This window comes from Pseudomonas sp. DTU12.1 (assembly GCF_009873475.1).
Lineage (GTDB): Bacteria > Pseudomonadota > Gammaproteobacteria > Pseudomonadales > Pseudomonadaceae > Aquipseudomonas > Aquipseudomonas proteolytica.
The window spans coordinates 2667194-2687279 of the sequence record NZ_CP045254.1; the positions used below are offsets into that span (position 1 = coordinate 2667194).

The window sequence follows — 20086 nt, forward strand, 5'->3', positions numbered from 1 at the left end:
GTCTGAAACGCGCCACCTGACTGGGGTTGGCGTGCGAAAGCAGCTACGTTTAATGCTTCTAATAAAACAGAGTATCCACGGATGAACTACCAACCCTTTACCCGAACCTTGATCGCGACGGCCCTGGTCCTGACATTCAGCGGTGTGCAGGCGGCCTCCCAGGCCCCGGTGGCCGGTGAAAACGGCATGGTGGTGACGGCCCAGCATTTGGCGACCCATGTGGGTGTCGATGTGTTGAAGGCCGGCGGCAACGCCGTGGATGCGGCTGTCGCCGTGGGTTACGCCCTGGCGGTGGTTTATCCGGCGGCGGGTAACCTTGGGGGCGGTGGGTTCATGACCGTGCAACTGGCGGACGGGCGCAAGACCTTCCTCGACTTCCGCGAAAAAGCCCCATTGGCGGCCACCGCCGACATGTACCTGGACAAGGACGGCAACGTCGTCCCCGGCCTCAGCGCCAAGGGCCACCTGGCCGTCGGCGTGCCCGGCACCGTCTCCGGCATGGAGCTGGCCCTGAGCAAATACGGCACCCTCAAGCGCGCCCAAGTCATCGCGCCGGCAATCAAGCTCGCAGAAAACGGCTTCGCCCTCGATCAGGGCGATATCGACATGCTGCACAGCGCCACCGAAGAGTTCAAAAAAGACCAGGACCTGCGCGGCATCTTCCTCAACAAGGGTGAGCCACTGCAGGTCGGGCAGAAACTGGTGCAAAAAGACCTGGCCCGCACCCTGCGGGAAATCTCCGCCAAGGGCACCGATGGCTTCTACAAAGGCTGGGTGGCCAAGGCCATTGTCGATTCCAGTCAGGCCGGTAAGGGCATCATCGCCCAGGCCGACCTGGACAAATACCAGACCCGCGAACTGGCGCCCATCGAGTGCGATTATCGCGGCTACCACGTAGTCTCGGCGCCACCACCCAGCTCGGGCGGCCTGGTGATCTGCCAGATCATGAACATCCTCGAAGGCTACCCCATGGCCGAACTGGGCTACGGCTCGGCCCAGGGCACCCATTACCAGATCGAAGCCATGCGCCACGCCTACGTCGACCGCAACAGCTACCTGGGCGACCCGGACTTTGTACAGAACCCGGTGGAGCACCTGCTGGACAAGAACTACGCCGCCAAACTGCGCGCCGCCATCGAGCCGCAAAAGGCTGGCGACTCCACGGCCATCAAGCCCGGCGTCGCGCCCCATGAAGGCAGCAACACCACCCATTACTCCATCGTCGACAAATGGGGCAACGCAGTCTCGGTGACCTACACCCTCAACGACTGGTTCGGCGCCGGCGTCATGGCCAGCAAGACCGGGGTGATCTTGAACGACGAGATGGACGACTTCACCGTCAAGGTCGGCGTGCCCAACATGTACGGCCTGGTCCAGGGCGAAGCCAACGCCATTGCCCCAGGCAAGGCGCCACTGTCGTCTATGAGCCCGACTATCGTCACCAAGGACGGCAAGGCCGTAATGGTCATCGGCACACCGGGCGGCAGCCGCATCATCACCGCCACCTTGCTGACCATCCTCAACGTCATCGACTACAAGATGAACATCCAGGAAGCCGTCAACGCCCCGCGCTTCCACCAACAGTGGATGCCCGACAGCACCAACCTCGAAACCTTCGCCCTGAGCCCCGACACCCAGAAAATCCTCGAAAGCTGGGGCCACAAATTCGCCGGCCCCCAAGACGCCAACCACCTGGCCGCCATCCTCGTCGGCGCCCCATCCCTGGACGGCAAACCCGTGGGCAACAACCGCTTCTACGGCGCCAACGACCCACGGCGCAACACCGGGCTGTCATTGGGCTACTAACCCCAGGCAGGGCAGGGGCCAGCCGCCCTTGCTCTGCCTCACAGAAGAATATTTTTTGAAATCAAGGGGTTGCCAGTCCCGGCAAATCAGTACATAATTGCCGCCATCGAACGCACTGAGGCATAAAAAACTTCAATGTTTTCAATGAGATAGAGTAGAGGTAAGCTTCACATAGCCCACTCAAGTTTATATGCGGTGAATGTCGGTGGTTTTGGCATTGATCGTTTGAGGCCGAGTAGCAAAATGGTTATGCAGTGGATTGCAAATCCACCTACGCCGGTTCGATTCCGACCTCGGCCTCCACTCTTGAAAGCCCCGTAGATCAATGGTCTACGGGGTTTTTTATTGCCTGCGATTTGGTCATCGCTTCCGCAATTTTTCGGATCGCTTCCGCAGCCCTACCTTTTTCGGGAAGTTTAAGACGCCGTTATCGGTATGCCTCTCCTCGATTGGACGTGGGATTGTGCCCGAGACTAAGGAGGCTGAGCGTCCACTAACGGCCAAAAGCGGCCCGTTGACAGCCGGAGCAGCTTAAGGAGCTGCTCTTGGTCATTCATTGCTTGTTGTTGCCGAAAGCGTGACGGGCAAGTCCTATGCAACCGGTGGTCTGAACGAATGCAAATGACTGGTCAGGGCGCCGTCGCTACTTCGTCTTCTTGGTAGACAGGAGGCCCAGGTCCCTATAGCGTGAACCGCAATGGCCTTACGCCACGCTGGTCGCCGCTACTTCATAAGGATTTGAAACGTGCTCATAGAATCGCTGCGCCTGATCAACTTCAAAAAATTCAAGGATCAGACTTTTGACTTCAACGAAGATGTGAATATCTTCGTGGGTGATAATAATGCAGGCAAAAGCACGATTTTGGAGGCTTTGGAGATCGTGCTCAATTTTCAGTATCGCGGTCGGCCATTCAATAGCGAGTTTTCCCCGGATCTTTTCAACGCAGAGACAGTTGCCGCTTTCTGCGCCTCACCAAAATCGCCTGCAGACTTACCGATCCTCGTGATCGAGGCGTATATGAAGAACGTGCCTGACTATCGCGGTGCGAACAACAGCCTGAAGAAAGATGCTTAGGGAGTTCAGATCAAAGTCAGTTTTGATCCAGATTTTACTGATGCCTATAACGATTACTTGGCCTCCGGTGCCGCGGTAACCAGCATCCCAGTGGAGTTCTACCAAGTCGAATGGATGGATTTTGCTTGGAATGTTATCAAGCCGATGACCAAGCAATTCAGAGCACTCTACATCGACCCCACTCGTATTCATCCCACCTTCGGCAAAAATCAGTACATCTCGAATGTACTGAGTACCGCACTCAGAAAGGACGAAGAGTACCGCCTGAGCTTGCACTACCGTGAAACCCTTCAATCCTTTAACAACACTGATGAGGTCACTACCGTCAACAAGGATTTGGACTCCGATAACAGGATCACGGAAAAGAAGCTGACCATCGCCGCCAACACCATGCCCGCTGGTGCTATCCAGAACGGTCTGCAACTTGAAGTAAACGCCGTGCCGTTCCACATGATTGGTAAGGGGGAGCAGAGTAAGGTGCAAATCAAGCTGGCCCTGCACAACAAGTCAAAAGATATCGACTTGGTAATGATGGAGGAACCGGAAAATCACCTGTCGCATGTTGAGCTAAGCAAGTTGGTGCAAGACATTGAGGACCAGCGAGACGGCAAGCAGCTATTCCTGACCACTCACAGCTCTTATGTGTTGAACAAACTGAGCATTGATAAAATTTGCCTTTTGCATGACACATATAAGCGACTACACCTCTTGGACAAGGCGGTGGTAAAGACGCTGAAGCGACTGCCAGGCTACGACACGCTGCGTGTCGCGCTCTCTAGGAAGGTAGTGTTGGTAGAAGGCCCCTCTGATGAGTTGATTCTCAAAAAGATCTACAAAGACACCCACAATGAGCGTCTGCCGGAGCAAGACGGAATCGACATCATTGTGGTGCGCGGCGTCGGGTTCAAGACGTTCATTGCGATAGGCAAAGAAATCGGCACCGCGATTAATGTCTTGCGAGATAACGATGGCAATTACGAAAATAACGTCGTTAAAGCACGTGAGGATTACACAGATTTCCCAAACATAAAGCTGATCTCTTCAACGAACAACAATGAGTTTTCATTGGAGCCAGCGATGATTCTGGCCAATGCGGAATCGGACAAAGAGTTGCAAGCATTTGCAAAAATTGCCCTCTCAAGCAAAACCTTCAAGCTGTTCACTACCAGACCTACGTTTCCTGAAAAGCTCGAATTTGTCGTTGAGTGGTTCAGAAGCGGTGACGGCGACGGCAAAGGCAAGAAGAAGGTCGACACCGCGATTCGAATTTTCGAAACTGTTGAGCCGTTCAAATATCCAGCCTTCCTCGCTGAGGTGCTGAATTTTGCCTAATAAACTCTGCATGGCGGGTGCCGGTTCAGGCAAAACTCACAAGGTTATTACCGAATCAATCGCCGAAATCGAGCGTGGAGGGAAGGTTCTGGTAGTGACCTATACGACCAGTAATCAGCAGGAACTGAGACGTAGATTTCTGGAGATCTTTGGTACGCATAGTGATCGGTTCGTGGTCAAAGGCCTGTTTTCATTTTACCTGGAAGACATGGTGAGGCCGTATCAGCAGGCATTGTTCCCGCGGCGGATCGATGGCATCTGTTTCAACCAGCGCAATCCTCATATGAAGCCAGATTCAACGTTTATGCTCCCGGGGTGTGCGGAGCAGCTGGACGATAAGAGCTACAACCCCAAACATTTTTTGACTTCATGCAAGACCAAGGCTCATACCGGCTTTCTCGCAAAACTGGCGACCCGGATCATGAAGGCTACGAAAAACTCTCCTGCTGCACGGCTAGGGGAGATTTATACCCAGGTGTTCTTTGATGAGGTTCAAGATCTGGTCGGGTGGGACTACGAAGTGCTCAAGCTGCTGAACAAAGTGATGCCAGCATCCATCACTTGTGTGGGAGATTTCCGGCAGACGGTGTACGAGACGACGTTTGGCCAAAAAGCGCCTAAAACGGCCGCTGAGAAGATCGCAGCGTTCAGGTCCATGGGCTTTGTGGATCAGTCACTGACGCTTAATCGGCGTTGCATTCAACCGATTTGTGACGTCGCCGATGCTGTACACAAAGGTGCCTATGAAGCGACGGAGTCGGCGGTGAAGAGGGTTCCACCTGAATTTGTCCATCACCTTGGCACATTCGTCGTCAAGGAGTCTGACGTCGCCGAATACGTCAAGGTGTTTGACCCTATGGTGCTGCGCTGGAGCGTAACGTCAGGAGCGAAGCTTCTTCCCGTCGAGGCGCGCTGCTACAATTTTGGCGGTAGCAAAGGGCTGGGTTTTGATCGGGTGTTGGTGCTCCCCACAGAAAACCAGTTGCATTTCGTTTTGGATGGCCGAAAGCCGTTTCCCGCGAAAGACGAAACCGCTCAGAACAAGCTGTACGTCGCCATTACTCGCGCGCGATACAGTCTGGGATTCATCGTGCCAGACAAGAAGGCTGCTGGCTTACGGTTCCCAATCTGGGCAAAAGCTTCTGCTTGATGGAAACTAGATAACCAGGCAATGATGCTTTCAACGAGAGAGCGTTTCTGATCGGCGCCGAAAAATTTGGGTAGGGTACAAAGCGCGCTATTACAACGTGGATTCGTGGCGGTCAGCTTTGGCCGGTTTCTATCTGTCACGAAGCAAGAAGTCGGTAAGCGTCCGGCCAACTCACCTTTCTGACCCCACAGGATTATTTAATGGCAACTGAGAGCGAAGTGAGTATTGGCGGGTCGTATCTTGGAGGCACTGCAAAATATGTCGGAGACCAACAGGCAATGCTATTTAATGCCTCCGACTTGGTTGCAAGGGGCAACATTGTAGATGGCTCAATGTTTCGTGCTTACCAAATTTCTGTTCGAGAACTACGTCGCAGGTTAGAAGCATTGGGGTATTCACTCACTCATGTACGTGAACAAATCATAAGCACCTTACAAAAAGGATATAAAGAGTTAAAACAAAATGAGCGGCCTCAATGCCGATCCTTTCTTGACTACGGGTGCAAAATCACGGTCGAGCAGCTCATTGACTTGGTAAGGCAATGGAAAGAGGAGGGCAAGAAAAATTATAACTATATGGCGCAATTTGACCTGAGTGACTTTCCAAGCACCATGCTGGACTTTATCCAAGGCTGCAGTTCCGAATTTTTGCTGCCCTCTCAAAATATTTGGATTCATGGATATCACTTTGAGCGTCTGCTTTGTGAGGTATATTCTGATGAAGAGATATTCCAAATAGATTTTACACAGCTTATTAAAGCTGGATACTACGAGCCAGATGATCAACCCTTCACAAATGAATTTGATAGATTGCTTTCACATTTCAATCCGCTATCGCTCAGGCTAATGGAGAAGCTCAAAGAAGAAGAGTCGGAAATGCTTGAGTTCAAGACCGTTGTATCAAGCAACCCCACCAAAACAATCGCCCAACAACTACCAAAATATTTGATTGGTTTTTTGAATGGTAAAGGTGGGCGAATTCTCTTCGGAGTTACCGATGCCGGCATCGTCGAAGGTGTCATGTTAAATAGAGAAGAACGCGACCAATTGCAAAGAAATGTGGGTGCCGTTGTTTCGTCAATCACTCCGAACTTTCCACAAGCAGCAGTTGAAATAAATCTTCGGCCACTGATCAGTATTGGAGCGGAGATCGAAGATAAATTCGTCATAGAAATAAGTATACCAAGCGGTAAAGCTAATGAAATGTATTTCTACAGTGGTGGTGACACTTGGGTTCGTCACGGAACGTCAACATGTGCACTGAAAGGGCATCAATTATTTGTACATATTTGCACTCGTTACAGTTCCGCTGACGACCTACTTAGAGTCGTAGGACAAAGAGCCCATGTTGCGATGGAAGAAATTCGAAGATTAGAGCAGGATGGCGAACGCTCTAAAGAAGCGCTAGCCACGAAGCAAAGCGAATTGCTGGCATTGAGGAAAAGCGTGTCCTCCGCGTGGGAGCTGCTTAAAGAAACCGACCTCATCTGCCCAATGTGCGATTCACCGCTCGCGATCAGACATTCTTTCACGGACACTATCTCTATCGGCGGTAAGGATATTGATGCGGATCTAGAATACATTCAGTACGAATGCGGGTATGCCACCCGAGATGACCGTGATCAACCAATGTCGCTGTGCTCCAAACAATCTCAGGTGACAACCAAATAAGCAGACGCACTTCCAAAACCTCGACAGACGTCAACAGCTACTGTCCACTTCTGGCCAGGAGGTGCTGCTTTCAAACGTCCGCTTTTGGCCGTTTTCTGCCTATCGTACAAGTAGCAACGGGTCATTTCGTAGGCTTCACAATTTCACCAATTCGCCGATATGCCTTCTTGGTCATTTCCTCTGTGGAATGACCTAGTAGGCGGCTCGCGTGCGTCAGCTCGATCTCGCTAACAGCTTTGGGACGGATAACCTTGAATGAAACTGACGAATGCTCGTTGCCAGGGCGGGATCACCGTCAGCTGACGCTTTGATTGCTGCCTTCTCTTGTGCGTCGTCCCACCGATTACGCAACATCTGCGGGCTCATCCGAAGTCCAGGCGCATTTGTGATCAAAGTTGACGAACGGAAAAGGGGACGGATCTATTTTCAAAATAAATCCGCCCCCTTTTTACTGCAGAGCGCTGAAGCGCCAATCAGCGAATACTCCTGCCACCTTCAACCCACCTGCTCGAACCGCCGCCGCTTCAGGAACAACCCCACCCCCAGTGCAACGGCAAAGATCGACAATAACCCCAGGTCAAACCCAAACAAGCGGGTTTGGCTCGCTGCAACGCAGCCGACTGCACCTATCGCTATCAGCAGTACCCCTAACCATTTGCGAAGGGGGTACGGCTTAACAAATCGGTCGAGCAGGAAGAACAGCACCAGCGCAACGACCAGTTGGGTAATGTCAGACATGTGTTTCTCCCGTCAGGTCTTGATGATCAGTGTCGAGGCGCTGCGTTGCGGGCCGATGCCGCCATTCACCTGCGCCTCAATGCTCACCAGTACGTCGCCTGCATGATAGGTGGGCAGCAAGGTTGGCGATTTTGGTGCGTTGGGTGTTGAGAACATCGCCCTGTTGCCGGGTCAGTGGCTTGGAGATGCCGATCATCATCAGGCACGGCAGGTTGTTGGCCAGCATCTTGTCGTACACCTCGACGACCTTGCGGTTGACCTCGTAGTGAGCGCTTTTCGCTTCGCCAAAATGCAGCTCGCGCAGGCGTCCGCGTTCGCTGCCGGTGAGCATAAGTATCTACACAACTTTCAGAAACTGACGAACTCCCCTGTGGCGAGCGGGCTCGCCCCGCGCTGGGGTGCGAAGCAGCCCCAAAACCAGCCGCTGCGGTGTATCTGGTACAACGCATTCGGCTTATTGGGGCTGCTTCGCACCCCAGCGCGGGGCAAGCCCGCTCGCCACAACTGCGCTATCTGCCTGGATCTAGGCGTTGCGGCAAAGTTGTGTAGATACCTATGGTCGGTGAGGGTGACCTGCGAGACGTTGAACACGATCCCGTGATTGCCCATGTATTGGAAAGTCCCTTCGAACTTCATCGCACGCATCCTTTCGAGCCAAAGGCGGGGATTGTCTAGAAAGCACGCGCTGGATTCAAATCATTTCACCTGGCCGATCAGCCTGGATGCCCGGCCAGGAACACGTTAGATTCAGCCTCTAAAGGATGACTCACCCCCGTGGAGTAGAATTTTGCGCAAACTGATTGTGGTGCTCATGCTCGGGTTCCCGTGCAGTTTTCCGGTAATCGCGGGTGATGGCAGGGCGGTGGAAGTCTCGGCCTTTGGGGCGGTTGTTTCGTCGAGTCTTGCGGTGACTCTTTTCCCCGTCACGCTGACTGAAGACAGTCAAGGAAGTAGCCGCAATAGCTCAAAGGGAGGCGATTCCAAGATAGTTGCCGCTCGCAATGATGCTGCCGCTTTCGTCGCGAGTGATGGGGTTATTCGAGGCGCGAGCCTGGAGGCGGCGTTCGAGGTTTTGCGGATTGGGCATGAGCCGGCCACAGCCAGCGACATGATGCTGGCTGAAGCCGTTTTGGTTTACGAATCGCGCTAGCGAAATAGGGCCTCGACCACTTTTAGCCAGTCTGCCCACTGGGTTTGTGCGTCCTGCAGTCCCGTGGTGCCGTGGGGTTAAATCTTGAATTGCTTCAACAGACCTTCAAGGCGATGACCTATGGCGTATAGCTCATCGACGGTTTGCACGCCGTTTTGGGTCTGGTCGGCGACGCTTTCAATCGCGCGGGCTATTTGATGGACGCTTCGGTTGATTTCCTCGGCCACTGATGTCTGCTCCTGCGCGGCACTGGCGATGTGTGCGTTCATCGCATTGATGGTAACGATCAGTTCGACCGCTTTGCCCAGCGACTGGCCAGCCTGTTCTGCGTGCAGGCTGGCGCCATTGCCCGCTTCGCCGGAGTGGCTCATCGCGGTCACGACCTTGGTGGTGGCCTGGTTGAGCCGCTCGATCATGGCTTGGATCTCCTGGGTGCTGAGTTGCGTCCGGCTGGCCAATGCGCGTACTTCATCGGCCACCACGGCAAACCCGCGCCCGGCGTCGCCGGCCCGTGCCGCTTCGATCGCGGCATTGAGTGCCAGCAGGTTGGTTTGCTCGGCGATCGAGCGGATGACATCCAGCACGCTGACAATGCCTTCTACATCGCCTTGCAGGCTTTGCAGCGATACGCCGCCCGTGGACAGGTCTGCGGTCAGCGTGCCCAAGCGGGCGATGCTTTCATTGACGACCTGCCTGGCATGCTGGGCCTGCAGATCGGTTTCGGCGGCTGCATCTGAAGCGCTCTGGGCACTTACGGCCACCTCATGCGCAGCGGATGACATTTGATTGATCGCTGCGGCGACCTGATCGGTTTCCTGACGTTGCTGCTCCATGACGTGGTCGATGCATTTGCTCTGTTCGGCCACTTGGGTGACGGACTCATTCAGCTCTCGGGCCATGCTGACGATCTGGCTGACCAGCCCATGAATCTTGTCGCAAAAGGCATTGAACGACACGGCTACCTGTCCGAACTCATCGTGGCTGGTGGGTAGGCGCCGCGTCAGATCGCCTTCGCCAGCGGCGATTTCATCGAGGTGCTCGCGAATCCGTGACAGGGGGCGCAGGCTGTTTTTCACCAATACCCAGCCCAGCCCGCCGATGATGCCCAGTGCAATCAAGGCGATGAGGGTTATCCCATAGACGAGGCTGCGCACCCGTTGATGGATTTCGGCGCGCACCTGGGCGACCTGGCTTTCGATGCTGTCGAGGTTGATCGCGGTGACTACCACCATGTCCCAGGCGGGCAGGTAAAAACTGTAGGCCAGTTTCGCAACCACATTGTCGGTATTGATCAAGGCCCCTGAATACGTGACGAAGTGGCTACCGTTCTTCGCGGCGGCGACCATTTCCCGGTTCAGGTAAACCCCGTTCTTGTCTTTGCGGTCACTCATGTTGGTGCCGACGCCTTCGCTGCTGTCGCCACGAAACAGGCGCACGACCTGGCTGTCGTAACCGATAAAATAGCCGTCGTCGCCGTACTTCATCTTGGACAGTCGTGCGATCGCCAGCGCACGTGTGGCCTTTTCGCTCGTCTGGGCCTGCGCATAAAGGTCCGCCACCGAGGTTTGTGCAAGGGAGGCGTAGTCCTTCAGGCGGTCCCGACTTTCATCGAGCAAACGCTCGCGGGTCACCGTGACTTCCTGCTCGGCGCTCGCCAGCAGGTTGGCGCTTGTTGTCAGGGCCAGCACCGTGGACAACAGCACCACGGGGGCCAGCACCAGGATCAGTACTTTGTTCTTGAACAGCATGTGGGGATGTCCTTACCTGAACCTGTGGGAAAGCGGCCGCAAGGGCCGCGATCGTCGACTTACCAGAGGGCAATGTCATAGGTGAGGTAGAGGCGGTTGCTGTCGCGCCCGCGGGAAAACTCAGAGCGGTAGACATAGTTGCGCATGCGCACACCCAGGCCCTTGAACGTGCCGGTCTGCACCACGTAGGCCAGTTCGGTATCGCGCTCCCACTCCTTGACCGTACTGGTGGACTTGCCGTCATTGCCGCTCAGGTAGCGCGCAGCGAAGGTCAGGCCGGGCACGCCGACGGCGGCAAAGTTGAAGCCGTAGTTGAGCATCCAGGTCTTTTCGTCTTCCTCGATGAACTTGCCAATGCCGGCGTTGCTGAACGAGTACACGGTGGCGCCGCTGATGTAGGGCAAGCCGGCATCGCCGCGCAGGGTCTGGTAGCCCCCGCCGACGGTATGCCCGGCGATCGCGTAGGACAGTTGCCCGCTGAGCATGTCGTTATCGATTTTGCCTGCGTAGGCCGAGCCGCTGTCTACGCTGTTGAAGTAGCGCAGGTCGCCGGTCAGCACGCCACCGGCCAACGGCAGGTCGTGCTGGATGCCGGCGAAGTTCTGCCGGTAAAAGTTCTCCAGCTCCCCGTAGTAGTAGTTCAAGCGGGTGTTTTTCCCCCATTTGTACTCGGCCCCGGCATAGTTGAAGTCTCCCGATTTTCCCCCGCTGTAGCCGTCAGGCACGATGGGTACGCTGTCGGTGGAGTCGCGTAATTTGAAACGGTCCAGGTGCCCGCCAGTGATGGTCAGGTTTTCAATGTCGTTGCTGCTGATCTGAGTGCCCTGGTAGGTCTGGGGCAACAAGCGTGCGTCGTTGTAAATCAGCACCGGCGTTTTGGGCAGCAGGGTGCCGTACTTGACGGTGGTGTTGGCGAACCTCGCTTTTGCGGTGGCGCCCGCGCTGGCAAATTCGCCGGCTGCGCGGCCGTCGTCATGCACCGGCATCAGCCCGGTGCCGCTGCGACCGCGTCCTGAGTCAAGCTTCACGCCGTAGAGCCCCAGGGCATCTACGCCGAAGCCAAGAGTGCCGGCGGTGAACCCGGACTGATAGTCGAGCAGCAATCCCTGGGCCCACTCGGTGCGCTCGCTTTTTGCCGTTCTCGCGGCGCGTGCGCTCATGCCGTGTTCGTCGCGAAAGTTCTCGTTGAAATACACATTGCGCAGTTGCAGCTTGAGTTTGCTGTCATCAATAAAGCCTTGGGCATTGGCACCGGCGATGGGTACCAGGCTGAACGCGCAAAAAAGGGCCCGACGGGTATACATAGGGTTCATGGCAAACGTCTCGTTGTTGTTATTGGGCGTGCAGGGCAGCACGCGCCCCGTGAGCGAGGCGCGTTGGAACGCAGCAGGAAGATGAATCAGGTAAACAGGCTGATAGCCCCGGTCAGCAGGGCCAGCGCGGTAACGACCAGGGAGGTCAGCACCGCCCATTTGACGGTGGCTTTCTGGAAGTCGCCGATGTCACGGTCGACCATGCCCACCAGCAACAGGGTCGAGGCCACCAGTGGGCTCATCAGGTGCACCGGTTGCCCGAGGATCGAGGCTCGGGCGATTTCCACTGGATCAATGCCGTAGGCCGCGGCGGCATTGGCCAGGATCGGCACCACACCGAAGTAGTAGGCGTCATTGGACAGCACGAAGGTCAACGGCATGCTGGTGACCGCAACCACCAGTGGGAACAGATGGCCCCAAGACGGCGGGATCCAGTCGACCAGGGTCTGCGCCAGGGCGTCGACCATCTTGGTGCCGGAAAAAATCCCGGCAAAAATCCCTGCGGCGAACACCAGCAGCACGACCGTCATAGCGTTGCCCGAGTGCGCCAGGATGCGTTCTTTCTGAATGTCCAATTGCGGGTAGTTGATCATCAGCGCGAGCACAAAGCCGATCAGGAACAGGATCGCCGAGTGCATCAGGCCCATCACCAGGGCGATCAATACCGCAATCACCAGCACCAGGTTGACGTAGGCCAGCTTTGGACGTTTGTGTGGGGTGTCTTCAAGAATCGCGTTGATGTAGCAATCTCCGCCACCGCTTTGCAGTTGCACGTTGCCAATCCGCTTGCGCTCGGCACGCCCCAGTATGAAGGCGGTGAAGACCACCCACAGGGCGCCGCCGATCATGGTTGGCAGCAACGGCACAAAGTATTCGCCGGCATCCAGGCCCAGTGCGGCGATGGCCCGTGTCGCGGGGCCGCCCCAAGGGGTCATGCCGCTCATGATGCTCAACGACAGCATGGAGATAGTCGCCAGGATCATCGGGTTCATGCCGATGCGCTTATACAGCGGCAACATTGCGGCGCAGGTAATCATGTAGGTGGTGGTGCCGTCGCCGTCGAGGGCGACCAGCAATGACAGCAGGGCGGTGCCGACCGCGATTTTCATCGGGTCGCCATTGACGCGCTTGAGGATCTTGCGGATCAGCGGGTCGAACAACCCCGCGTCGATCATCAGGCCAAAGAACAGGATGGCAAACAGCAGCAAGGCGGCAGACGGTGCGACCATTTTCAGGCCGTCGAGCATCATTTTGCCGGTGGTGCCGCCGAAGCCGCCAATAACCGCGAAGACGATAGGCACCACGGTGAGTGCGACGATCGGTGACAAGCGCTTGGTCATAATGAGGAAGGTGAATACGACCACCATGGCCAAGCCAAGGAAAGCGAGCATAGGACGATTCTCTTGTTGTTATCGTAAGAATGGCTGACGCCGAGGCGCACGAGCCCTGACCCGCCGGGCGGCACAATGGCGCCTGGCGGGGAAGGGGTTCAGTCAAGTCAGGGGTAGGTGTTTGTGGTTTGCGCTAGACGCGGCTGGCGACCTTCTGGTCTTCCCAGGCTTGTGCCTGTGCCGCACCGGGTTTTGCGTCGAGCATCCGCGCCAGCGTTTCGCGGTGGCAGGCATTTTCGGACATCGAAATCACCACCGTCGCGACCGCGTTACTGGCCAGGCTGGTCAGCGCCCGCGCTTCCGACATGAAGCGGTCAACGCCGATCAGCAGCGCGAGGCCGGCCAACGGGATGTCGTGAATGACCGTCAGGGTCGAGGCCAGTGCCACGAACCCGCTGCCGGTCACGCCGGCCGCACCTTTGGAGGACAGCAGCATGATCGCCAGCATGGTGATGATTTGCGTCAGGCTCAGGTCAATGTTGCAGGCCTGGGCAATGAAAATCGCCGCCAACGACAGGTAGATGGCCGTGCCGTCCAGGTTGAACGAGTAGCCGGTGGGCAAGACCAGGCCCACGACGCCTTTTTTGCAGCCCAGCGCTTCGAGTTTTTCCAGCATGCGCGGCATGACCGGTTCCGTGGAGGAGGTGCCGAGCACCACCAGGAACTCTTCGCGAAAGTAGCGCAGCAGTTTCCACAGGCTGAAACCGTTGGCGCGGCAAATGCTGCCCAAGACGACGAACACGAAGAAGCCGCAGGCGATGTACAAGGTCATGATCAGTTTCGCCAGCGAGCCCAGCGAGGTGATGCCGTACTGGCCGACCGTGAACGCCAGGGCCCCGAAAGCGCCGATCGGTGCAAAACGCATCAGGTACGCGAAGATCTTGAACACCATGTGCGAGGCGGATTCGAGTACATCGAGCACCGGCTTGCCACGTTCGCCCAGGGATGACAAGGCGAAGCCGGACAACACCGCGATAAACAGGACCGGCAGCACTTCCCCTTTACTGAAGGCACCGATAAAGGTGTCCGGGATGATGTGCATGAAAAACTCCACAACCCCAAGCTTCGCCGCCGACTCGGTGTACTGGGCCAGGCCTTTGGTGCTCAGTTGGGTGGGGTCGATGTTCATCCCGGCACCCGGCTGGAACACGTACACCGCCACCAGGCCAATCACCAGGCTGATCACCGTGAGGCCGAAAAACAGCAGCATGGTTTTGCTGAGCAGGCGGCCGAGCGAGCGTTTGTCGCTCATCCCGGCGATGCCGGTGACGATGGTGCAGAACACCACGGGAGCAATCATCATCTTGATGAGCTTGATGAACGCATCGCCCAGCGGCTTGAGTGCAACGGCCTGCTGGGCCCAGAAGTGCCCGACCACGATGCCCAGCACCACGGCGCATAGAATCTGGAAGTAGAGCGATTTTACAACTTTCATGGCATCACCCATTTTTAGTATTGTGCGGATGCAAAAATGCCAACGACCGCCGGAATTATCCGGCGAGGCGCTGAGAGTCCGTGGCATAGACGTAGCCGGAAAAAAGCCTGCGCGCGGTGCGAACGACCGAGGCCTGAATTGTCTCACCCTTGACGCCGGTGTAGGACAATACGACATCAATTCCTCCGCTTGGGTGCTCGATACGCACCGCTTCAAGGCGCGGCGTACTGATCCCGCCGAGCATCTGCGCGATGATGCTGCCTTCAACTACGCACGCGGTGGCCAACCCAATCGAGCCGGTAATGGCCAGCGCGCGGTGGCAGTTATGTGGCATGAAATAGCGAACCTGGATCGTACCGCCGGCTTTGGCGGGCGAGACCAGCACCGGCTTTGGAATCACTTTGTCGCTGACGTCACCCAGGCCCATGGCCCGGCCGGCCTGAAGTCGCAATGACTCAAGGCGTCGCAGGAAGTCTTTGTCGGCGTCCAGTTCGGCCGGGCTTTCATCGCCACGCTTGCCCAGTTGGCTGGCCTCGATCAGCACCATGGGCATTGCCATATCGATGCAGGTCACCGCAATACCGTCGATCACGTCTTGTGTATTGCCGGTCGGGAAGAGTTTGCCGGTCTTGCTGCCGGCCGCATCGAGGAATGTCAGTTGTACCGGCGCGGCGGTACCTGGCACGCCATCGATCGCGGTGTCGCCCTCGTAACTGACCTTGGCATCCGGTGTGTACACGTCGGAGTTGATGAAGGTCCCTGTGTTTACGTTGCGGATGCGGACCCGGGTGCGGCCCGGCGTGCCTTTGACCAGGCCCTGTTCGATGGCGAACGGGCCGACGGCGCACAGCATGTTGCCGCAGTTGGGCGCGCTGTCGACCCGACGTTGCGAAACCATCACTTGCACGAACAGGTAGTCAACGTCGGCGTCCGGGTGCAGCGATGGGCTGACAATCGCAACCTTACTGGTTTGTGGGCTGCCACCGCCGATTCCGTCGATCTCCAGTTCGTGGCCGGAGCCCATCAGGTTGAGCAGCAGTTCGTCACGGGCCTCAATGGCTGTCGGCAAATCCCAGTCGAGAAAGACTGGGCCTTTGGAGGTGCCACCGCGCATCAGCACACAGGGAATTCTTTGCATGATACTGACTCTTGTTGATCAATCGACGTAATTGATGTTCTTGGAGCAAGAGTCTCAAGCTTTAAAAAATGTATCAAATGCAAAAATTGAAGAGATTATTGCGTTTTACGAATGATGAATTTACGCTGAGCCTTCTTCTGGCGCCTGCTGCTGATGAGATAAGACATGGACTATGAGCTGAACGATATTCGATCTTTCGTTAAAATCGCCGAACTTGGCAGCTTTCACGAAGCAGCTGATGCCTTGCATCTGTCCCAGCCTGCACTCAGTCGCCGGATAAAAAAACTGGAAGAGGGGTTGGGCACCTCTTTGCTTGATCGCACCACACGTAAGGTCAGCCTCACGAGTGTCGGGCGTGACTTTCTCCCCAAGGCGCGTCGTTTGTTGGATGACTTCGATGAGTCGATTCTCAATATCCGTGAACTGGCCGAACGCCAGATTGGCCGGGTAACGCTGGCATGTATCCCCACTGCCGCCTTCTATTTCTTGCCTTCAGTTATTCGCCTGTATAACGAACGCTACCCAAAAATCCGCATCCGACTGCTGGACTTGAGCGCCAATGAGGGGCTTGAAGCGGTACTGCGGGGGGAAGCCGATTTCGGTATCAACATGATGAGTGGGCAGCACCCGGACATTGAGTTCGTGCCATTGGTCAGCGAACCTTTTGTATTGGCGTGCCGGCGTGATCATGAACTGGCAGGGCGCAGTTCGGTCACCTGGTCTGAATTGAGCGATTACCGGCTGATCGGGGTAGGGCGGCTGAGCGGCAACCGCATGTTGCTCGACCACGCCTTGTCGGGCTTGAGTTGGCGGCCGCAATGGTTCTACGAAGTCCAGCACCTCTCTACTTCGTTGGGCCTGGTGGAGGCTGGTTTAGGGGTTTCGGCGATGCCGAGCTTGGCCATGCCGGCTGAAGATCATCCCACCTTGGTCAGCGTCCCTTTGATTGAGCCGGTTGTGAACCGCTCTTTGGGCTTGGTCTACCGCCGCGGCTCATCGCTTTCGCCAGCGGCGGAAAAATTCGTCTCGATACTGCTTGAGCAATGGCCGCAGTGAGCCAGGGCTTATCGAGCACAAAGGGGCAGACTTATTTATCTCGTTAATTACCTTGGGCTTGCATGGGCAGTAAACGGTCGGTGATCATCAAGGCGGCTTGCGCGGGTGAAATCAAAGCCGTGTCTATGCAAAACGCAGCCTCGTCCCACGCTTCATATTCATGCGCCAGCACAGACTGCCAGGTGGGTGGCATCAGCCCCGGAATATCCCCCGTCCTGGTTTCTACGCGCCGCTGATGTTCGTGTTTATCAGAGCAGATCACTTGAACATTGACTAACCGTACACCCGCTGTTGAAGCAACTTCGCTCCACGCCATTCGGCTTTCGCTCACCGGGTTTACCCCATCAACGATGACTGTGTGCCCAAGGCGAAGATTGCTCAGGGCAAGTTCATTGGCGACTAGGTAGCCGCTGCGCCCCACATCTTGAGCCAGAGCGCCGGAGTTTCGCAGCGCTTGCTCAATCGTATCGATCCTCAGGTAGACGGCGCCTGTTGTTGCAACGAGATCCTTGGCGATAGTGGTTTTGCCGGTGCCGGGGAGGCCGCTGAATACGATAAGCACGGTATGTCCTTTGATTAGTGAGGATTTGCGCGTTCGGCAAACTGGCGAGTTCGCCGGGGTGTAACTGAATCACCAAAAAACTCATCCCACCGCCTGTAACCATTCAAGCAGTTCCATTTCCACACTACCCGGCCTGAGCGCCGTGGGCGACAGCAGGCAGTACCGCGAACCATCTTCAACAAAGCCCAATGGTGCGGCCAGCACGCCGCTTTGGATATCGTCGCGCACCAGGTGCCAGGGGCCGATGGCTACGCCAAGGCCAGCAACGGCTGCCTGGATGCTGAAATAGAAGTGTTCGAACGTTTGCATTTCCTTATCGGGAGTGGGCAGTCCCTTTGCGCAAGCCCATTCCTGCCATGCCGTAGGCCGGCTGGCTGTCTGCAGCAGCGGGGCAGAAGCGAGCAGGTTTTTGCCGTTTTTGGCAAACCACTGACTTGCCTTTTCTGGCCGGCAAACGGGGCCGACCTTCTCTGGGAATAGCGTCTCGGTATGGTAGCCGGGAGGGCAGGGGAAATCGTCGCGCCGGATGGCCAGGTCGATACCCTGGTTGAATGAGAACGGGCCACCGCCTGCAACCAAGTGAATATCCAGCCCTTTGTGATGGGTTTGGAAGTCGCTCCAACGAGGGATCAGCCAGCGCATCAGCAGCGTTGGCTCGCAGGACAAGACAAGCTGGCGAGCTCGGCGGGCATCGCTGCGTATCTCGCGAACGGCGTGGCTCATCAACCCCAGCCCGTCACTCACGGCTTTTGCCAGGCGTCTTCCGGCATCGTTCAAAAACACTTTTCGGCTACGCCGCTCGAACAACTCAACGCCCAAATCCTCTTCAAGCAGGCGCACTGCGCGGCTAATGGCGCTGGGTGTCAGATGCAGCTCGTCAGCCGCCCGGGCGAAATTTTCCAGGCGTGCGGCAGATTCGAAACAGCGCAAGCCAAGCAGCGATGGCAGGCGAGCCTCAGAAATCAGTGATTTATAGTCACTATTTTCTTCAGGAATCATCGTTATTACCCAAGCAAAGGATCTGTAAACATGGCCTATGCGACCGATAATTCAAAGGGTACAACATGAGCGAATGGATAGCAGTAATCACCATCACACTACTGGCGTGCATCAGTCCAGGGCCGGATTTCGCCATGGTCTCGCGCAACGGCTTGCTCCTGTCCCGAAGGGCTGGCGTGCTCACCGCTGTGGGAATCGGCCTAGGGGTGCTGGTTCACGTCTGCTACACGCTGCTTGGCTTGGGGTTGGTGCTGCAACAGACGCCTGGGTTGTTCAATGTCTTGAAGTTGGCTGGAGCGGCCTATCTTGTGTACTTGGGGATCAAGATGCTGCGCTCCAAGCTGGCAGTTGAACGGTCGGACGCGCCACCGCCCGCCATGTCTGATGTGCAAGCGCTGCGTACGGGATTTTTAACGAATGCGTTGAATCCTAAGACATCGATCTTCATCGTCAGCCTGTTTATGGGCGTCGTAAGGCCGGACACTGGTTGGTCCGTACAAATCGGTTATGGGCTATTTATCGCCGGGGCACATGTAGTGTGGTTCAGCCTTATCGCGCTGTGTTTCTCCGCTGGGGCAGTGCGTGAGAGATTATTGGCCGCGCGACAATGGATTGACCGGCTTTTCGGCGCCTTGCTTGTGGGTTTTGGGATATTCCTGGCAATCGCTCAGCATTCCAACTGAGCGTGTTGGTGGCGTGCAGATGTTGAGCGAGGTTGAATTTCAGTCTTCGATAATTTGATAAGTAGTGGTTAACTAATGTCCATTAAATTTTAACAAAGGTTTACATCTGTGACTGGGTTCGTTCGGTAAGGTTAGTTGTAACTAGCACAACTTGGTCACTACTCAATGCAAGCAAGTAATAAATCGGTAAATCCTGAACTAATAAACATCAGGCGACTGTTTGCAACTCCCTTGGCCAGTCTGCAGTACCCCGATGCAGTAAGACTCAATGCTGAGCTTAAAACCTTGATCAGCTGTCGCATGGCGGATGATCAGGGCGGCGCGCGGCGCAGTAATGACGGCGGCTGGCAATCGGCGGGCGATTTTGCGCAATGGGGCGGGGAGGCTTGTGATGCGTTGGTGGAGTTCGCTACGCAATTCGCCACCCAACTGACGGCGGTGCATAGTGATCAATATGGCTTAACCGAGCCCGGTTTTGCATGGAAGCTCAATGCCTGGGCAAATGTGAACGAAGCGGGTCACAGCAATGCATTGCATGGTCACCCGGGCGCCTTCTGGTCGGGGGTGTATTGGGTGGATGCGGGAGGCCGTGAGGAGGATCCCGCTGTGGGTGGCGACCTGGAGTTCATTGACCCGCGCGGCATGGTTGCGTCGACCTACAACCCGGCGCTGCGCATGAGGGTCGAAGATTGCGTTACGGCTGGCTTTAGTACGACTTATGCGGCTACCAGTGGAACATTCATTATGTTCCCGTCTTGGCTAATGCATTCAGTAAGACGTTTTGAAGGGGGGCGGCCACGAATCTCTATTGCGTTTAACTTTGGTGCTTGAGTCAGCGCT

Annotated in this window: 15 protein-coding genes, 1 tRNA gene and 4 pseudogenes; 9 read left to right on the top strand and 11 right to left on the bottom strand. The window is 56.1% G+C overall.

What is annotated here, in order from left to right; all coding sequences use genetic code 11:
* Positions 1-81 precede the first annotated feature (81 nt).
* The 5 genes and pseudogenes from ggt to GDV60_RS11630 all read left to right on the top strand — a co-directional run bounded on the left by ggt (position 82) and on the right by GDV60_RS11630 (position 7033).
* Positions 82-1806, top strand: coding sequence for a gamma-glutamyltransferase (gene ggt, locus GDV60_RS11610; protein WP_104912168.1), 1725 nt, complete (start codon positions 82-84; stop codon positions 1804-1806).
* 229 nt (positions 1807-2035) lie between these two features.
* A tRNA-Cys gene (locus GDV60_RS11615) sits at positions 2036-2109 on the top strand.
* Positions 2110-2551: 442 nt separating this feature from the next.
* Positions 2552-4213 (top strand): annotated as a pseudogene (locus tag GDV60_RS11620) (ATP-dependent endonuclease).
* A complete protein-coding gene (locus tag GDV60_RS11625) occupies positions 4206-5363 on the top strand; it encodes a UvrD-helicase domain-containing protein (protein WP_159907251.1) in 1158 nt (385 codons plus the stop codon). The pseudogene GDV60_RS11620 and the gene GDV60_RS11625 overlap by 8 nt, the downstream one beginning before the upstream one ends.
* A gap of 200 nt (positions 5364-5563) precedes the next feature.
* On the top strand, positions 5564-7033 hold the full coding sequence (locus tag GDV60_RS11630; protein ID WP_159907253.1) for an RNA-binding domain-containing protein: 1470 nt from the start codon (positions 5564-5566) through the stop codon (positions 7031-7033).
* 121 nt (positions 7034-7154) lie between these two features.
* On the opposite strand, the pseudogene GDV60_RS27075 reads toward GDV60_RS11630, so the two are convergent.
* The 3 genes and pseudogenes from GDV60_RS27075 to GDV60_RS11640 all read right to left on the bottom strand — a co-directional run.
* Positions 7155-7438, bottom strand: a pseudogene (locus GDV60_RS27075) (integrase); the annotation flags it as partial.
* A gap of 90 nt (positions 7439-7528) precedes the next feature.
* Positions 7529-7771: a hypothetical protein gene (locus GDV60_RS11635; protein WP_029294865.1), complete on the bottom strand. Its 243-nt coding sequence runs from the start codon at positions 7769-7771 to the stop codon at positions 7529-7531.
* A 12-nt stretch (positions 7772-7783) separates the two neighbouring features.
* A pseudogene (locus GDV60_RS11640) lies at positions 7784-8108 on the bottom strand (hypothetical protein).
* A 450-nt stretch (positions 8109-8558) separates the two neighbouring features.
* Between GDV60_RS11640 and GDV60_RS11645 the strand changes: the two are divergent.
* Positions 8559-8921, top strand: a complete 363-nt coding sequence (locus GDV60_RS11645) for a DUF2388 domain-containing protein (RefSeq protein WP_243733206.1) — start codon at positions 8559-8561, stop codon at positions 8919-8921.
* Positions 8922-8998: 77 nt separating this feature from the next.
* On the opposite strand, the gene GDV60_RS27080 is transcribed toward GDV60_RS11645, so the two are convergent.
* The 6 genes and pseudogenes from GDV60_RS27080 to GDV60_RS11670 form a co-directional block, all read right to left on the bottom strand.
* The gene (locus tag GDV60_RS27080) at positions 8999-9820 is read right to left on the bottom strand and encodes a methyl-accepting chemotaxis protein (protein ID WP_371923825.1); all 822 of its coding nucleotides are present in this window, start codon (positions 9818-9820) and stop codon (positions 8999-9001) included.
* Positions 9821-9862: 42 nt separating this feature from the next.
* A pseudogene (locus GDV60_RS27085) lies at positions 9863-10669 on the bottom strand (cache domain-containing protein); the annotation flags it as partial.
* Between the two features lie 59 nt (positions 10670-10728).
* Positions 10729-11973, bottom strand: coding sequence for an OprD family porin (locus tag GDV60_RS11655; protein ID WP_159909209.1), 1245 nt, complete (start codon positions 11971-11973; stop codon positions 10729-10731).
* Positions 11974-12068: 95 nt separating this feature from the next.
* Positions 12069-13373: a CitMHS family transporter gene (locus GDV60_RS11660; protein WP_104912172.1), complete on the bottom strand. Its 1305-nt coding sequence runs from the start codon at positions 13371-13373 to the stop codon at positions 12069-12071.
* Between the two features lie 133 nt (positions 13374-13506).
* Complete coding sequence (locus GDV60_RS11665; RefSeq protein ID WP_029294877.1) at positions 13507-14820, bottom strand: dicarboxylate/amino acid:cation symporter; 1314 nt, start codon at positions 14818-14820, stop codon at positions 13507-13509.
* Positions 14821-14863: 43 nt separating this feature from the next.
* Positions 14864-15946 (bottom strand): 4-oxalomesaconate tautomerase, encoded by a 1083-nt coding sequence (locus GDV60_RS11670; RefSeq protein ID WP_159907257.1) that lies wholly within the window; start codon positions 15944-15946, stop codon positions 14864-14866.
* 165 nt (positions 15947-16111) lie between these two features.
* On the opposite strand from GDV60_RS11670, the gene GDV60_RS11675 reads away from it, so the two are divergent.
* Positions 16112-17002: a LysR family transcriptional regulator gene (locus tag GDV60_RS11675; protein WP_029294881.1), complete on the top strand. Its 891-nt coding sequence runs from the start codon at positions 16112-16114 to the stop codon at positions 17000-17002.
* Positions 17003-17045: 43 nt separating this feature from the next.
* On the opposite strand, the gene GDV60_RS11680 is transcribed toward GDV60_RS11675, so the two are convergent.
* Both GDV60_RS11680 and GDV60_RS11685 read right to left on the bottom strand, forming a co-directional pair.
* Positions 17046-17564 (bottom strand): AAA family ATPase, encoded by a 519-nt coding sequence (locus GDV60_RS11680; RefSeq protein WP_159907259.1) that lies wholly within the window; start codon positions 17562-17564, stop codon positions 17046-17048.
* A gap of 81 nt (positions 17565-17645) precedes the next feature.
* Positions 17646-18563 (bottom strand): LysR family transcriptional regulator, encoded by a 918-nt coding sequence (locus tag GDV60_RS11685; RefSeq protein WP_159907261.1) that lies wholly within the window; start codon positions 18561-18563, stop codon positions 17646-17648.
* A 65-nt stretch (positions 18564-18628) separates the two neighbouring features.
* Here GDV60_RS11685 and GDV60_RS11690 point away from each other — a divergent pair, with 65 nt between their 5' ends.
* Together GDV60_RS11690 and GDV60_RS11695 are read left to right on the top strand one after the other, a co-directional pair.
* Positions 18629-19246, top strand: a complete 618-nt coding sequence (locus tag GDV60_RS11690; RefSeq protein ID WP_159907263.1) for a LysE family translocator — start codon at positions 18629-18631, stop codon at positions 19244-19246.
* Between the two features lie 165 nt (positions 19247-19411).
* Positions 19412-20077, top strand: coding sequence for a TIGR02466 family protein (locus GDV60_RS11695; RefSeq protein WP_159907265.1), 666 nt, complete (start codon positions 19412-19414; stop codon positions 20075-20077).
* Positions 20078-20086 lie beyond the last annotated feature (9 nt).

Bases quoted from the DNA above. Each gene is read 5' to 3' on its own strand.
- ggt (WP_104912168.1), top strand. From the start codon at position 82: ATGAACTACCAACCCTTTACCCGAACCTTGATCGCGACGGCCCTGGTC.
- GDV60_RS11630 (WP_159907253.1), top strand. From the start codon at position 5,564: ATGGCAACTGAGAGCGAAGTGAGTATTGGCGGGTCGTATCTTGGAGGC.
- GDV60_RS11635 (WP_029294865.1), bottom strand. From the start codon at position 7,771: ATGTCTGACATTACCCAACTGGTCGTTGCGCTGGTGCTGTTCTTCCTG.
- GDV60_RS27080 (WP_371923825.1), bottom strand. From the start codon at position 9,820: ATGGCCCGAGAGCTGAATGAGTCCGTCACCCAAGTGGCCGAACAGAGC.
- GDV60_RS11655 (WP_159909209.1), bottom strand. From the start codon at position 11,973: ATGTATACCCGTCGGGCCCTTTTTTGCGCGTTCAGCCTGGTACCCATC.
- GDV60_RS11660 (WP_104912172.1), bottom strand. From the start codon at position 13,373: ATGCTCGCTTTCCTTGGCTTGGCCATGGTGGTCGTATTCACCTTCCTC.
- GDV60_RS11665 (WP_029294877.1), bottom strand. From the start codon at position 14,820: ATGGGTGATGCCATGAAAGTTGTAAAATCGCTCTACTTCCAGATTCTA.
- GDV60_RS11670 (WP_159907257.1), bottom strand. From the start codon at position 15,946: ATGCAAAGAATTCCCTGTGTGCTGATGCGCGGTGGCACCTCCAAAGGC.
- GDV60_RS11675 (WP_029294881.1), top strand. From the start codon at position 16,112: ATGGACTATGAGCTGAACGATATTCGATCTTTCGTTAAAATCGCCGAA.
- GDV60_RS11685 (WP_159907261.1), bottom strand. From the start codon at position 18,563: ATGATTCCTGAAGAAAATAGTGACTATAAATCACTGATTTCTGAGGCT.
- GDV60_RS11690 (WP_159907263.1), top strand. From the start codon at position 18,629: ATGAGCGAATGGATAGCAGTAATCACCATCACACTACTGGCGTGCATC.
- GDV60_RS11695 (WP_159907265.1), top strand. From the start codon at position 19,412: ATGCAAGCAAGTAATAAATCGGTAAATCCTGAACTAATAAACATCAGG.